This window comes from Ornithinicoccus halotolerans, assembly GCF_009602535.1.
Classification (GTDB): domain Bacteria; phylum Actinomycetota; class Actinomycetes; order Actinomycetales; family Dermatophilaceae; genus Ornithinicoccus; species Ornithinicoccus halotolerans.
The window spans coordinates 19117-33235 of sequence record NZ_WIQI01000012.1 but is presented as its reverse complement, the minus strand read 5'-3'; the positions used below and the strand labels follow the sequence as shown (position 1 = coordinate 33235).

Here is a 14119-nt window from a genome sequence, read left to right as displayed (position 1 = left end):
CTTCCACAGCGCGGCCGTTCGCTCGGCTGTCGGACTGGCTTGGGTGGGCGCGACTTTCGCCTCCCGGCTTTCTGGTCTGTTACCGGTGATGCGGTGTGAGCAGTGGCGCTCGGAGCTCAGGTGCGCCCCGTCTCGTGAGCCCAGATAGCGACTTCGACCCGGTTGCGCGCGCCGAGTTTGCGCATCAGGCTGGCCAGGTGGGTCTTGACGGTGCTCGGACTGATGTGGAGCTCGGCGGCAATCTCGCTGTTGGTTCGGCCTTGCGCGACTGTGACGAGCACTTCCTCCTCACGGGCGGTGAGCGGTTCTATCGGCTGCGTGGGTCGTGCACTCTGCGAGGCGGCGAAGGCTTCAAGTAGGCGGACGGTGACGTTGGGGGCGATGAGGGCGTCTCCATCGGCAGCCGCGTGGATTGCCTGGGTCAGGAGTGCTGGTCCGGCGTCCTTGAGCAGGAAGCCCCGGGCCCCGGCTTGCAACGCTTCGTAGACGTACTCGTCGAGGTCGAACGTGGTGATCACCACGATTGGTAGGGGGTCGGTGACGTCGGGTCCGGCGAGCTGGCGGGTGGCTTCGATGCCGTCCATCAGCGGCATGCGGATATCCAACAGGCCGACATCAGGACGTAGCTGGCGAGCCAGGCTCACGGCCTGGCGTCCGTCGGCGGCCGCGGCGACGACCTCGATGTCGGGTTGGGCGTCCAGGAGCATCGTCAGGCCGGTGCGCACGATGTTCTGGTCATCGGCGATGAGCACTCGGATGCTCATAGCGCGGTACCGGCGCGGGGCAGCATCGCCTCGACGCGCCAGCCGCGGCCGGCGGTGGGGCCGGCGTGGAATGTGCCGCCCAGCAGGGTGGCCCGCTCCCGCATACCGATCAGGCCATAGCCAGACGCGTTGCCGACGGGTGTGCTGGGGACCCCATCGTCCTCGACCGTCAACTGCACCCGCTCGGGGTTCCCCACGACGCGCACCGTGACCCGGGTCGCGTAGCGCGCGTGCCGTCGGGCGTTGGTGACCGACTCCTGGGCCAAACGGTAGAGCGCGGCGTCGAGCGCGGGGCTGAGGTCGTCGAACTCACCTAAGAGGTCCACGTGGACCTGCGGCCCTCCCTCGGCGTCGCCGGCGAGCCGCTCGAGGTCAGCCACGCCCGGGCGTGGCGCGAAGTCCGCCTCCTCGGTGGCGCGCAGGACACCGACCATGGTGCGCAGTTCGGTCAGCGTTCGCGAGGCCGCGTCCTCGATGACAGCAAGGACCTCGGTGGCACGCTCGGGGTGGGAGGCTGCGACGGCACGTCCGGCCTGGGCCTGGATGGCGATGCCGGAGACGTGGTGAGCGACTGTGTCGTGGAGGTCACGCGCCAGCTGCTCGCGCTCCCGGGCCTTCGCCTCGTCGATCTCCCGGGTGCGCGTCTTCGCGTGGTAGCGGACCGCAGCGCCCAGGGCTGCGGCGAACAGGAAGAACCCATACGCGGCCACCATCTCTGCCGCGCCCTCCGGGTCGGCGACGTGAGTGATGACCAGCCAGACCAGGATGACCCCGAGCCCGACCGCGGCCTCACGGCCGGCTCCCCACCGGAACAGCGCATAGGCCAGGACGCTCACCGCCGAGATGCTGAACAGCAGACCGGCCTCTTCCCCTAGCAAGATCCTGGCGACATCGACGGCGGTGAGCGTGCCGAAGGAGACCGCGACCGCCCCCAGAGGGTGGCTTCGTCGCCACAGCAGGGGGGCAAGGACAACAAGCACGACGAGGAGCACCAGCGGGCGCGACGCCAGGTCCTCGCGGAGTACCGCCTCGGCCACCGACCACGCCAGGAGCATCGCGACGAGCGCCCAGTCCCGCCACCCCCGTCCTGGCGGGTCCGGGGGTCGAGGCTCAGCCCACAACGAGCGGAGCGCCTTCATCAGCATCTGTCCAGCGTAGGGACGCCGCGGCAGCCGCGTATCAACCAAAAGGACGAGACAGCGACCGTGCCATCGGCCAGCCGAACTCCGGCCCGCGGGCCGATGTAGCCACCGCTGCACTCAACGATCGTGAACCTACCGATCCTCACCACGACAACGGAGCCCATGATGAGAAACCGTCAACCCACCACCCCGCTGGAGAGCCTGCGCATACCGGTGCAAGCCAAGCTCGCGGCCGCCTGGACCAGCTTCATGTTCCTCTACATCTACGTCGACTACTTCCACCTGTACAAGCCCGGCGTCGTCGACGACATCCAGGCTGGCGTCGTCTGGGAGTTCGACATCAGCCCGCTGTTCTTGACCGTTGGGCTCGCGTCCGTGGCGATCCCGGCCCTGATGGTGATGCTCTCCACGACCCTGCCCGCCCGTGTGAACCGCGCTACGAACCTCGTCGTGGCATCGCTGTACATCCCCTACTCGATGTTCAACGCGGTAGGGGAGTCCTGGGACTGGGCCTTCTTCTACGGCCTGTCCATCGGACTCGAAGTGCTGCTCCTGGCATTCATCCTTCGCTCCGCCTGGACCTGGCCCCGCACCGCGTCGCCGGCGAGCATGCCGACCAGCCGTGAGGCCGATCGCATCCGGCAGCGAGCGTGAGCCCAAGAACAGCCACCGCCTGCTCGCAGCGGCCGGTCTCGATGCCGCGGTGTGGGGTCCGCTCCCTAACCGTGGGACACCGACCTCTACGGGACGAGGGGGTAGGGGCCTCCCATGGCCCCTACCTGTAGGTCCAGGTCATCGGATGCAGCAGCTGAGGTCATCGGGACAGCGGTCATGACAGCTGCTCCGACCGGCCCGCCGCACCACGTGCACGCACCCCCCACCGCCGGGACACCGGCCCGTTGCACCTTTGCGCTGCGTCACAGACATCGTTCCGCACGTGTCGGCGTCCGCGTCGGTGGGCGCACGGACGCTCCGGTGGCAGGCAGGCGTGCCCCATCGTGCACATGGAGGGCGGCATGCTCGCTCAACTCGGGCTTGTCCAGTCGTTGGGCCGCGCCGTCGCTAAGCCTGGCGAAGTCGGCAGCGGATCCTGAGATGACTTCGATGACCGCGCGTCTGTGCGGGGTGGTGCCGTAAGCGGCCCAGCAAGCGGCGCAGGAAGTCCCGGCCGGACCTCCCAGGCCATGCTCGGTGTGGTGAGGAGGTGGCGAGTGTCGTCGGACGATGATCCGCGACCCTGCGCGGGCGGCCGATGACTGGTCTGGATTACACCGGCCACCCGCCAGCCCTCGCGCAGTCTCTAACGGTGCGCGAGACGAAGAGCACCGGCCACCATGCCTGCGGCGATCAGCCAATGCGATACGACCTCGACCACGCCGCTGCCGGAAAAGAAGTGGAGCACAGCACCGACGCCCACCACCGCGGCGGCCCACCAAGGGACCTCACCGCCCCGGGCCAGGCCGGCGAGCAGGAGAAGCAGCAGGAACGGCCCGAGGAATGCTGCAACGAACACTGGAAGCCCCCAGGCACCGAAGCCTTGGAGCCGCTCCAGCCCCGAGTCATTCATCTCTAGCGCCAGGAGATGGAGCATGCCGAACGCGCCAAGGCACGGTGCAAGTACGCCACAGAGGAGGGCGCCGGCCCGCGCCGGCATATTTCTTCGCCCTTGGCCGACCAGACCCATCAAGGCATAGGTAAGGAGGACAGCCGCGACAATGTGCAGCAGCCCGGCGGTGGTCACACGGCCGCCGTTGGCAGCCAGTTCTGCGGCCGAGTGAAGGGCGTCCAGCTCCCCGATCACGGTTTCGGCGAGGGCGAAAGCGATCCAGGAGCCGCCCAGACCGATCAGGGCCAGCGTGGGCAGCTCACGGCGTACGACGGTCTGTTGGGAGAATTCTTGAGTCGTCATGGCGCTGACGCTAGGCACGACAACACGACCGCACATCCGCCGTTCGATGTCGGTCGTTCCTCCTGCAGGAGGATGCACGATGTCCTCCGTAACGACGTATACGGCCGTGTCCAGCGGTTACCGTGAGCCTCATGACGAGCGGGCGACGCGCGATGGTCGAGGATTTCGCTCTCGCGGTTTTCCTCACTGTCGTGGCGCAAGTGGAGCTCCTCGATGCCCACCGTGCCGGGTCCATCGGACAGCCCGCGGACATGGTAGGTCCCTATCCCTTCGATGTGGTTTTCGTTGGTGTGACCACTCTGGCCGTCGCTCTCCGGCGGCGCTGGCCGGTGACCGTCCCCGCCGCAGTCTTCGCCGGTCACGTCCTGGCGAACCTGGCCCTGCCCCATGCCTTGCCGTTCTTCGGCTGTTTCAGCGCTCTCGTCGTTCTCGCCTACACGGTGGGTCGCTGGTCCGCTCCGTCCACGGCGCGCCTGGGCTGGATCGGACCCCTGGCGTGGGCGGCAACGTTCTGGGTCCACGTGCCAGCGGCGCAGGACGTGTGGAGCCTGGCGTTCCAGCTCGCCATGCTGCTCACACCCTGGTTGGCGGGCTGGACGATCAGCCGGCTCCACGAGCAGCGTGCCGCGCTCAACGCAGCGCTGGCCGGCCTGGCCGCGGCCGAGGAGGAGAACCGACAGTCGGCGCTCTTCGCCGAGCGCGCACGGATCGCCCGGGAGATGCACGACGTCGTCGCACACGGCGTCAGCGTCATGGTGGTGCAAGCAGGGTCGGCGCGGCTGGACCTCGCGCCCGAGGCCGAGGCCGCACGGCAGTCGTTGCTGACGGTGGAGCGCACCGGACGGCAGGTACTCAACGAGATGCGGCGCACCGTGAGCCTGCTGCGTGAGGGCGACGGGGCAGCCGGCGTCGCACCGACGCCGGGACTCGCCGACCTACCCGCACTGGTCGCGGTGATGACCGAGGCTGGGCTGAAGGTTGAGCTGGACCTGCCCGACCTGCACAAGTCAGGACGCGCGCCGGACCCGGGGCGGGAACTGACGGTCTACCGCATCGTCCAGGAGGCCCTCACCAACACACTCCGCCACGCCGGCCCGACGCGGGTAACGGTCGAGGTACGCGACAGTCCAGCCCTCAGCGTGCACATCTCCGACGACGGTCCCGGTCACCGCGCGCCGTCCCGTCATACGTCCGGGGGCAATGGACTGGTGGGGATGCGTGAGCGGGTCGCGATGTACAACGGCGACCTGGACGCCGGCCCCGACCGTCGCGGCTTCACCGTGCGCGCCGACATCCCATGGGAGGAGTACCGATGACCATTCGCATTCTCCTCGTGGACGACCAGCAGCTTGTGCGAGCAGGGTTCCGCTCGATCCTTGAGAAGCAGCCCGACCTTGAGATCGTGGCCGAAGCTGGCGATGGTCTGGTCGCCGTCCGGCTCGCCCATGAGCAGCGCCCCGATCTGGTGCTCATGGACGTCCGGATGCCCGTCTGCGATGGGCTCGTCGCCACCCGGCAGCTGCTGCAGCTGCCCAACCCACCCGTGGTGGTTGTCCTCACCACCTTCGACGCCGACGAGTACGTCTACGACGCGCTCCGCGCCGGCGCGGCCGGCTTTCTTCTCAAGGACACCTCGCCCGAAGATCTCATTGAGGCGGTGCGGATGGCGATGACCGGCGCCGCGATGCTGTCACCCGGCATCACCCGACGCCTGATCGAGGCATACGTCACCCGCCCCAACCCAGCCGAAAGCCCTGCTGCGCTCGCGACCGTCAGCAAGCGCGAGCTGGATGTACTCCGCCTCCTTGCGGCGGGCCGCACCAACACGGAGATCGCCGCCGAACTGTACGTGGCGGAGAGCACTGTGAAGAGTCACGTGGCGAGGCTGCTCCAGAAGCTGGATCTCCGGGACCGTGTTCAGGCAGTGGTGTTCGCGTACGAGAACGGCATCGCCCGACCAGGCGAGTGACTTCGCCGGAACGGCAGTAACAGGGCCCTCGTGCCGGAGCCATCGACGCTGGCGCACCCGCGCTGCGCCGGGCCGCCGGTGCGCCAGAGCCGGAACTGCGGCGCGCCTGGCCGGGTGTCGTCAGTCGAGAACCAGCTCCCCACGTCGCCACCGCGGTCACGAGGCGCCGTGATTGGCCTGCCCGCGCTATGGCTCGGCGGACGTATGTGCCCCTAATGTGAGCGCGGCATGCGTCGCGCGGACGCAAGCGATCACATCCTCATGAGGGGGAGCCGTGCCCGAGGTGCGTCGTCCATTGCTCGAAGGCCTGGACAGGTTGAGACCCCGTCCACCGTGGACGACCATCCGTGACCGGATCGTGCCCCGATCGCCGGCAGCGGCCACGGAGAACGCCGGGCCGACGCCGGTCGCACGGCTGACCACGGTCATCTTGTATGACCGCCATCGCGCTTGGACCCGGCTGCAGGAGCTCCACGACCGCGCGGTGAACACTCCTGACTGGCAGCCCCGAGTGGTGGATCAAGCTCTCAGCGTCGACAAGGCGGCAGGTGCACACGCACGCTCGGTGGGGGCCGCCCTGGCCTCGTTCGCACTGAGTTCAGACACTCGTCGTCAAGAGCTCACGCACTCGCTCTCTGAGTACCTGCGGGAGGTCGGCTCTACGGCGGGACTGGAGGGGCCGATCCTCACTGCACTCACGGCGACCATCGAGAGCCGTCGATCCGGGTACGACAGGCTGGTCGAGACCGTGTCGTCACTGGGTTTCGACAAAGGGCTGGGCGCTGGAGCCGGTGGAGCCCCGCTTCTCGACGTCCGGGATCACTCCATCGGCTTCGTTGGCGAGTCCACGCTGATGTCTGGTTTCGCGGCGATCGAGGCAATCATCGGCCGCCCCGGCGACGAAGGTCCGCCCTTCAGACAGGGCAGTGGCCGCTCCAACGATCCCACTCTGGTGGGCATGGACCCGGATCTGGGCGAGCAGGCCATTCGCGCGGCCGCCCGAGGCATCGGCACTGGCGTCGGTGCCCTCCAGAGTGTCCTCCGTGGTGGGCTCGAAGCGACGCAGGGTACTGCTGGGGAGACGAACACCTGGATGGCTCTGGCGGTCCTGGCCTCCATCGACGCGGAGGCGATGGCCAGCGATGCCATGTTTGCCTACTTCTACGACGCGGACGACGGGGGCGGAGGCAGAGTCAAGGACACTGACGCCGAGGAACGCGGCGAGGACACGACAGATGAGCCAGCGAGCCAGGATGAGGAGCCCAAGCCCGACCCCTCCGGAGACGACAACGGGGACGACGACGGGGACGACGACGGCAGGGAGGACCAAGACGAGGACACCGACGCCGAGGAGCGCGGCGAGGAACCTGTGTGGGAGGAGGGCGAAGAGACAATGCCGGACCCGTCCAAGGACGACGGCGCCCCTGTGATGGACATCCGCTATGTACAACAGCTGATCGACGCCCACTCACCGAGATTTGTCAACGATGGGTCCGGGCGCAGCTTCTGGGCCAGCGGCGACTTGCTCATCAAGCCCGGTGATCTGGTGACTGACCCACCACCCGAAAGTGCGACATGGTCTCTGGAGCAGCCCATCGACCTGGACGCGCTGCTGATGAGCCGGAAACGGCCCATCAACCCCAAGTCGGTCGCAAACTACGGGGATGGCGCGAGCGTGGCCGGCGTTCTGGCGGTCGAGGACGCGCCGGCTTCGCCCCTCCTCGCCAGCAAGGACGGATCGGTACGCCTGCCCTGGTGACGACTCAGCGTCTTCGCCGGTTCCCCGCACGCGCCGTGATTGGCGAGGGGAGCGCCGGCTGCGGTGACGGCCACAGCGCTAACGGTCACGCCTCGCGGCGCCCTCCTGCCTTCCAGGGCGGACCATGGGGCTGACTCCTTGGCAGGGTCCCGGTGGGCCGATCGCCGGTAGTGCCAGGATGCGAGAGTGACTTAGATGGCCGGCGTCGGATGTCTCTGCGGCCGATTGGTGACGGAGCATCCCCAGCCGTGGCCGAGGCTGCCGCCTTTCAGTCCGCCGACCTTTCGCCGTTACGCGCGGCTACGGTTCTGCCCGACCCGGTGCGGCCAGACCAGGCGGGAAGCTGATGCGGTGATCGAGGAGGGTAAGCCTCGTCCGGAGATCCACCACTTGTGACGGCTGATTGTGGTCCTGCTGCAGCACACCACCACGCCCGACGACGCCTACCACCGTTTCTGGGAGGGCGGGGGCGAGCTTCGTGGGGCCACGCTCAGGTTCCCTGGTCGACCCGACCTCCGGCGAAGCACTCGAGCTGCCGGCCCTCCGGCGTTCCCTTCTGAGGTACTCGGGGGCCGGATGGTCAGTTCGCGTATGGAGACAGGCTCTGTTTGCTACTGCCCAGACAAGTGAACGGCGACCAGCTCGCGTGTCAGGACCGAGGCGTCAGGAGCCGGGACAGGTGTTCGCTCCATGCGGTCACGTCGTCGGCGCGGGTCTGATGGTGAGGCCCTGGACGAGCTCTCATGGATTTCTCGGGGGAGGTGAACGTGTCGAAGAGTTCGAGCTGCCCGTGCAGCGGGAAGATCTCATCGTTCCACTGCACGTGGTGCAGCAATGGTGCGGTTATCTGAGCGGCGAATCGCCGAACGAGCTCGTCCACGGCCATGGCCGCCATCATCGGATCGTCGGTCGCTAGACCGAACTTGCCGAGTACCGCTGTCCGTAGCCGGGCACCCAGAGCGGCACACACCGGGATGCCGTACCGTGCGCCCATCGAGAGTCCGAAGTACCCAACGGCGGTTCCATCAAGGCCCCAGGCCTTGGATGCGGCCTCCAGCACGGTGAGCCATTCCTGGCACATCCGGGTATGAACGGCAACGGGCCCCTCTGCGACTACTCGCTTCTGATAATCCAGTGGATCGTCACCAGGGACGGCGCGGTCTCCGTGATACGGCCCGTCGATGGCCAGGCAGGCCACACCCATTCCGGTTGCCAGTTGGAGCGCGAGGCGTCGATGCAAGTCGATGGCCTTGTGACCGCTGCCGCCGTGGCCGAGCAAGACCACGGGCATCTCCTGCTGCTGGGTGGGTAGCCACGCCATAGCTGGGATCTGGTGCCCATCCCGTGACGCTGTGAACATCGCCTCGGTCACGCCATCGCGAGGCTGATCTTCCCGGACTGCCTCAACCCCGGTCATCACCACAGTCAATCACGCTGGTCACCCGGCCACCCGCCCTCGGAGGAGGGACTCGGCGGGCAACTTGCGCCGGCATCAACGCGCTGTCATGCCGCTGCGACGACGTGTTGCGGCTGCTCTCCCCCCTCGGGAGACCGGACTCCCAGGACTCTTGCTCCACCCGATGCTGCACGGGGCAGGATGCTGCCCGCTGGGGCTAGCCGCGCTTGGACCCTCGCCGTACTGCAGGCCTCGATATCAGCCGGTCGGGCACTGGCGTTCTGCAGGCTCCTGGAAGTCTGGGACTGGCCGAGACCGGGCCTCCTGGGGCGTCGCCGCAATACCGTGGCTCTGGATGTCCTGGATCAGCCATTCCATTTCGGAGATCTCCCGGCGTTGGGCCTCGCTGATCGCAACCGCGAGCTCGCACACCCGGACGTCCTGGATCTGGGCACGCTCGCTACGGGTGATGGCCAGGGAGTGGTGGGGAATCATCGCGCTCATGAACCCGTCGTCGTCGACGGTTGTCTGGCTGCGGTCGAGGTAGGCGCCACCACCGAGCAGCAGCAGGCTCGCTACGACGACGGCCAGGTTCGCCTTCATGTTCCGGTACATGTTCAGCATCCACCCGAGCATGACCAGGCCCATGGCTCCGCCCATGGTGAGCGCCATGAACAATCGGCTCTGGCTCCAACGCACGTGGCTCCATTCCCAGGAGCCGACGAACATGACCGCATACATGACGGCCATGCCAGTCAGGATCATGGCGGCGAACCGCAGATACATCGGCACGGAACCGTGAGAGGAGTGATCGCCATGCTGATGTGCGTTCTCGGTTCCCGACGTCGACATCGAAGAGCCTCCGTTCTGTGATCTCTGGCTGACTACGCGGCAACGAGCTGCCGCCGCCCCGGTCTCGTAGAAGCGGCTTGCGGTCGTGATCAGGACGGACTCGCGCAGGTGATGACCGGTCCACTCTCCTCAGCGCTGCAGTGTGGACATGGCCTTCATCACGCCTTCACCGGAGGGGTCACTCCGGGCAGCGGGCCTCGAGCTGACGGTCCTGCACCTGCCGAGTCTGCCCGAGGGGCTGTTCAGCCCAGGGAGGTGATTAGGTCGCGGCAGGCTTGCTCGCACCGCCGGCAGGCCTCGGCGCACACCCGGCAGTGATCGTGCATCTGGGCGTGTTCGGCGCAGTTGTCACCGCAGGCCTTGCACGCGGCGGCGCACGCCTCGAGAAAGGCCCGCGTGATGTTGGCGTCGTAGCCGGTGTGGCGGGACAGCGCACGCCCGGTCGTCTCGCAGATGTCGGCGCAGTCGAGGTTGGAGCGGATGCACTTGGTGAGTTCGGCCACCGAGTCCTCGCTCAGACACGCGTCCGCGCACGCGGTGCAGGTCTGCGCGCACTCAAAGCACGCCTCGATGCACTCGACCAGCTTGGTGCGGTCGATGTGGCCCAGGTCCTTGGGGTAGGTCTCCAGCATCTGGCTGATCTGCACGATTCCTTCTCCTTCCGGTCAGACGGTGGCTGGGGCCGTACCCTGAAGGTGAGGCCCTAGCCCTCGGACACACGAGCGTATACCCGCACGGCCGTGCGGGCATTGAGAGCGAGGAGCGACAGTGTCACCATCGGCGGCACCCCGGCCCCACCCGGTCGACCCCGCACGGGTGGCTCGTGCCCGGGAACGGGTGCCCACGGTCGCCCAAGCCGCCGACGTCAGCGCTGTCCTGTCCCTCATGGCCGATCCCACCCGCGCCCGGCTGCTGTACGCCCTCGATGTGGTGGAGGAGCTGTGCGTCGGCGACTTGGCCCTGGCTCTTGACACCGGTGAGGACGCCGTCGGATACGGGCTGCGGATCCTGCGCACCGCTGGACTTGTCACCCGGCGCAAGCAAGGAAGGATGGTCTATTACCGCCTGGCCGAAGGATTCCCTGAGCCGCTGCGCGAAGAGTGCCTCCGTAAGCTGGTGGACCTATCTCATGGACCTGTGACCGAAGAAGACTAGTAGGGGAGCGAGGAGCACATCCGCGAGTTGGTCGGGGGCTTCCTCGGCCATGTGGTGACCCGACTCGATGACGGCTGAGTTCAGTGGGATGCGGCACCAAGGCTGCCATACCTCCACCGGATCGCCGTACAGGTCTCCCATGTCGTCGTACCGAGACCAGGCCACGAGTGTTGGGCACCGGATCTGTCTGCCTGCGGCGCGGGCTTCTTCATCGTGGCGGCGGTCGACGTGCAGCCCGGCACGGTAGCCCTCGATCATTGCCCCGACCGTGGCCGGGTTGGTTACGGCGGCCACCATGTCGGCGTAGTTCTCTGATCCCATGGTGTCGGCGTCGGGGCGGTACCAGGCGAGCGGGTCTGGTTGACGACCCGCTCGGCGTGAGGTGAGGCGCCGAAGAAGAACCAGTGCCCACCACGATTCGGCGAAGGTGGCTCCGGCTCGCTGTAACGCCTCCAGGATGGGCACGCTGTCCAGCACGGCTGGACTGCTGACTCGCTTGGGATGGTCCAGCGCTGCGCGGTAGGCGACGTAACTACCCCGGTCGTGTCCGACAACGGCGAACCGGTCGTGTCCTAGGCCGGTGGCCACCGCCGCGATGCCGGTCGCCATCGTGCGGTCGCAGTAGGTGCCATGGTCCGGGTCGGGGACTGGCTTCGAGGACTGGCCATAGCCGCGCAAGTCGGGGCAGACCACCGAGTACCCCGCGCCGCAAGCCGAGGCGCCACCTCGTACCACGTCGTGTGGGTCCGTGGGTGTCCATGAAGCAGCACGACCGCGGGACCGTCCCCACCCACGCGGACTCGCAGTTCGACCCTGTCTCTACTGCTACGCGCCGAACCTCGAAGCCTGGAAACACCTCTTCAGGTTGACCCGAACGGCGGCTCGAGTTAAGCCGGGCGTTCAATCAGCGCTGAGCCGCGTCAGCTTCAATGCGACGCGCGGTTGGCTCATCATCACGACGTGGCAGTTTGCTGTTGTCGCGGTAGTGGCTCCAGCGCGGCTCGTCATGACGCGCTGAGCCTCGGGCGGGATGACCCAGTCCTGGCTTGCGAGGAGATACCACCCCGGAGTTGTCGACCAAGCCGGTAAACAGAGCGGACAGCCGGGGGTGTATGCGTCGGCGTCGCCGTGCTGGGCGCCTGGGAGCGGCCGGAGCTCGAGTGGTCAGTGACTTCGGTTTGGCCACCCCAGGGCGTTGGGGCCGCGATGCTCGCCTTCGTCGCGGGCATAGGCAGTGACATAGACCAGCAACTTGACGTCAGGACTGCCCGTCGCGGCACTGGTGATCACGGCTCCGCCGTAGGAGTGGCCGACCAGGCGCGCGGCGTCGGGCCGCCGGCGTGGCCATCACCTCAGCACCGACCCGTGGGGCACGTCGCGGAGGCGAGTGCCGACCCGCGCGTCGCCGGCTTTGTCCGTGCCGTGCGCGCGGTGATGACCGAGCCCGAGGTCGTGGCCGCGCTCGCGTCCGATGAGGAGTCGGTCCGCCGTGGACTGTTGCCCTGGGTGCGTCGAGCGATCGCATCCGGGGAGGTCCGCTCCGACCTGCGAGCCGAGCGAGTCGTGGCCTGGGTGCAGGCGCTGCTCGGCGGCTACCCGAGCAGGCTCAGCGTCGACGAGTCATTCGACGCGGTTCGCGAGCGCGACGCCCTGCTGGACGCCATCCGGCGACTGATCAGGGCCTGAGCACGGCCACGGCCTCGGTCCGGTTCACACCGGTTCGGATTGGTGGGCTTCGGTCGAGCTACGCACTTCCCAGACTCCGACCGGGGTGCGCCAGATGGTCAGTGCTAGCGCACCGAAGGAGGCGAGGTAGAGCGCGCTGCCGGCCGCGGTCGCCCAGACGGTGATGGCGGTGCCGATGAACTCCACGAGCAGGAACGCGGCGAGCGCGGCGGGCACCCAGCGGGGCCCCACGCCGGCGCGCCACAGGCCGACTGTCAGCAGGATGAGGCCAACTACGGTGCCCAGCAGCCCCATCGCCGAGAAGATCGCCACCGGACTGTTCTGGTACTCCTGCAGGGCAGTCTCGAGTGCTGCTCGGTCGGCCGTCCCTTGCGCCATCGAGACGACCAGCAGCACGCCGCCAGCATGCACCGTATGACCGAAGGCGCCGAGCACGGCGAGGGTGCCGCCGACGTTGGACAACCTCGGCGTGCGCTGCCGCAGCAGGTGGGCGATGCCGAGGACACCGGGGATCAGCGCCAGCTGAGCCAGCGTGTAGGTGATCGCGGAGAGCCAGGCCCGTCCTCCCGCGGCGTCCATCTCGGTGAGCACCTCCTCCGGGTCGCCCGAGAACGGCACGTTGATGCCCATCGCGATCGTCATCAGGACGGCAGCCAGGACGAGCCCGACGGCTGCCACGGCGCGTCGGTAGGTGGCGGGGTTCTTCATGACCTGCTCCTTGCGTTGAGGTGTGTCGAACCTAGGAACTGGTCGACGTCCCGGTCATCGGCTGCCGGGCTCGACCCGGTCATCCTCGGTTGACGGTGCGAACAACTCGGGGTGGAAGACGCAGCCGGGGCCTGCTCCTCGGGTTGACGACAAGGCCGCCCAGCTCGAGACAATCGAAGGAACGATGCGGCTGAGGCGCGTGAGGCGTCAGCGCGTTGCTACACGGGGACGACAACGCGAGTACTCTCATAGACAAGCCACGTCTCTTGCTGCGGCTTCGCCAATCGAGTGGAGTGGTATCGAGTGACTGTCGGCCCGCCAGTGCCCCGCGTTGCAGGGCCGAGAACGCTGACGGAACTGGCCTCAGACGTGCGTATCGCTCGCGATGTTGTTCACGCTCGGCGGATGTCCCCGGTGGTCCGCAAGGACCTGCTCCAGGCCCAACGCTCGCTGCTACAGGTCATGGAGGCCTACGCAACCGAGCTGGCCGTCCGGCGGCTGCCGATCCCGTACCGCTTGCGTGACGGCCTGCGGCTGCAGCGGGAGTTCGGCCGGCGACCCACGCGGCCGCGCCGACCCTAGCCACCAGTCAGTCGACCGGTTCCCTCCCCGCCTCAGGGCCGGGCCTCGGCTGCGTGGCGGAGGAGGCGGTCGCGCTCAAAAGATGCCGTGGCGCCGTGCCCGGGTGTGTCGAGGTCCCGCCCCGTGCTAGCGTCGAGTGGACGTACCGCGCCAGTGCTCTTTGGAACTCGGCGTCTCCCACAGAACGGGAGCCGCAC

General features: G+C 67.8%; 15 protein-coding genes. 7 read left to right on the top strand and 8 right to left on the bottom strand.

What is annotated here, in order from left to right:
- Positions 1–116: 116 nt before the first annotated feature.
- On the bottom strand, positions 117–764 hold the full coding sequence (locus GFJ45_RS04505) for a response regulator (protein WP_153394593.1): 648 nt from the start codon (positions 762–764) through the stop codon (positions 117–119).
- Positions 761–1909, bottom strand: coding sequence for a sensor histidine kinase (locus GFJ45_RS04500; RefSeq protein WP_153394591.1), 1149 nt, complete (start codon positions 1907–1909; stop codon positions 761–763). The genes GFJ45_RS04505 and GFJ45_RS04500 overlap by 4 nt, the downstream gene beginning before the upstream one ends.
- Before the next feature lie 123 nt (positions 1910–2032).
- Between GFJ45_RS04500 and GFJ45_RS04495 the strand changes: the two genes are divergently transcribed.
- Positions 2033–2560: a DUF6326 family protein gene (locus GFJ45_RS04495; RefSeq protein ID WP_323368709.1), complete on the top strand. Its 528-nt coding sequence runs from the start codon at positions 2033–2035 to the stop codon at positions 2558–2560.
- Between the two features lie 646 nt (positions 2561–3206).
- Here GFJ45_RS04495 and GFJ45_RS04490 read toward each other — a convergent pair.
- Positions 3207–3815, bottom strand: a complete 609-nt coding sequence (locus GFJ45_RS04490) for a hypothetical protein (RefSeq protein ID WP_153394589.1) — start codon at positions 3813–3815, stop codon at positions 3207–3209.
- A 131-nt stretch (positions 3816–3946) separates the two neighbouring features.
- Here GFJ45_RS04490 and GFJ45_RS04485 point away from each other — a divergent pair, with 131 nt between their 5' ends.
- From GFJ45_RS04485 to GFJ45_RS04475, 3 genes are all read left to right on the top strand, one after another.
- Positions 3947–5131 carry a sensor histidine kinase gene (locus tag GFJ45_RS04485; RefSeq protein WP_153394587.1) on the top strand — a complete coding sequence of 395 codons (1185 nt, stop codon included), beginning with the start codon at positions 3947–3949 and terminating at the stop codon, positions 5129–5131.
- Positions 5128–5784, top strand: coding sequence for a response regulator (locus GFJ45_RS04480; protein WP_153394584.1), 657 nt, complete (start codon positions 5128–5130; stop codon positions 5782–5784). The genes GFJ45_RS04485 and GFJ45_RS04480 overlap by 4 nt, the downstream gene beginning before the upstream one ends.
- 274 nt (positions 5785–6058) lie before the next feature.
- On the top strand, positions 6059–7543 hold the full coding sequence (locus GFJ45_RS04475; protein ID WP_153394582.1) for a hypothetical protein: 1485 nt from the start codon (positions 6059–6061) through the stop codon (positions 7541–7543).
- A 649-nt stretch (positions 7544–8192) separates the two neighbouring features.
- On the opposite strand, the gene GFJ45_RS04470 is transcribed toward GFJ45_RS04475, so the two are convergent.
- The 3 genes from GFJ45_RS04470 to GFJ45_RS04460 form a co-directional block, all read right to left on the bottom strand.
- Positions 8193–8915 (bottom strand): alpha/beta hydrolase, encoded by a 723-nt coding sequence (locus tag GFJ45_RS04470; protein WP_153394580.1) that lies wholly within the window; start codon positions 8913–8915, stop codon positions 8193–8195.
- Between the two features lie 282 nt (positions 8916–9197).
- The gene (locus tag GFJ45_RS04465) at positions 9198–9791 is read right to left on the bottom strand and encodes a DUF305 domain-containing protein (RefSeq protein ID WP_228386484.1); all 594 of its coding nucleotides are present in this window, start codon (positions 9789–9791) and stop codon (positions 9198–9200) included.
- Between the two features lie 242 nt (positions 9792–10033).
- Entirely contained in the window at positions 10034–10423 is a 390-nt protein-coding gene (locus GFJ45_RS04460) for a four-helix bundle copper-binding protein (protein WP_228386488.1), read from the bottom strand.
- A 136-nt stretch (positions 10424–10559) separates the two neighbouring features.
- Here GFJ45_RS04460 and GFJ45_RS04455 point away from each other — a divergent pair, with 136 nt between their 5' ends.
- Entirely contained in the window at positions 10560–10946 is a 387-nt protein-coding gene (locus GFJ45_RS04455) for an ArsR/SmtB family transcription factor (RefSeq protein ID WP_153394576.1), read from the top strand.
- On the opposite strand, the gene GFJ45_RS04450 is transcribed toward GFJ45_RS04455, so the two are convergent.
- Positions 10914–11681, bottom strand: a complete 768-nt coding sequence (locus tag GFJ45_RS04450) for an alpha/beta fold hydrolase (RefSeq protein WP_228386482.1) — start codon at positions 11679–11681, stop codon at positions 10914–10916. The two genes, GFJ45_RS04455 and GFJ45_RS04450, sit on opposite strands and share 33 nt — an antisense overlap.
- 699 nt (positions 11682–12380) lie before the next feature.
- On the opposite strand from GFJ45_RS04450, the gene GFJ45_RS04440 reads away from it, so the two are divergent.
- Positions 12381–12632, top strand: coding sequence for a hypothetical protein (locus GFJ45_RS04440; protein WP_153394574.1), 252 nt, complete (start codon positions 12381–12383; stop codon positions 12630–12632).
- A gap of 24 nt (positions 12633–12656) precedes the next feature.
- Here the strand turns inward: GFJ45_RS04440 and GFJ45_RS04435 are convergent, their stop codons facing one another.
- Positions 12657–13340, bottom strand: coding sequence for a DUF4386 family protein (locus GFJ45_RS04435; RefSeq protein WP_153394572.1), 684 nt, complete (start codon positions 13338–13340; stop codon positions 12657–12659).
- Positions 13341–13745: 405 nt separating this feature from the next.
- On the opposite strand from GFJ45_RS04435, the gene GFJ45_RS04430 reads away from it, so the two are divergent.
- Positions 13746–13922: a hypothetical protein gene (locus GFJ45_RS04430; protein WP_153394570.1), complete on the top strand. Its 177-nt coding sequence runs from the start codon at positions 13746–13748 to the stop codon at positions 13920–13922.
- Positions 13923–14119: the final 197 nt, after the last annotated feature.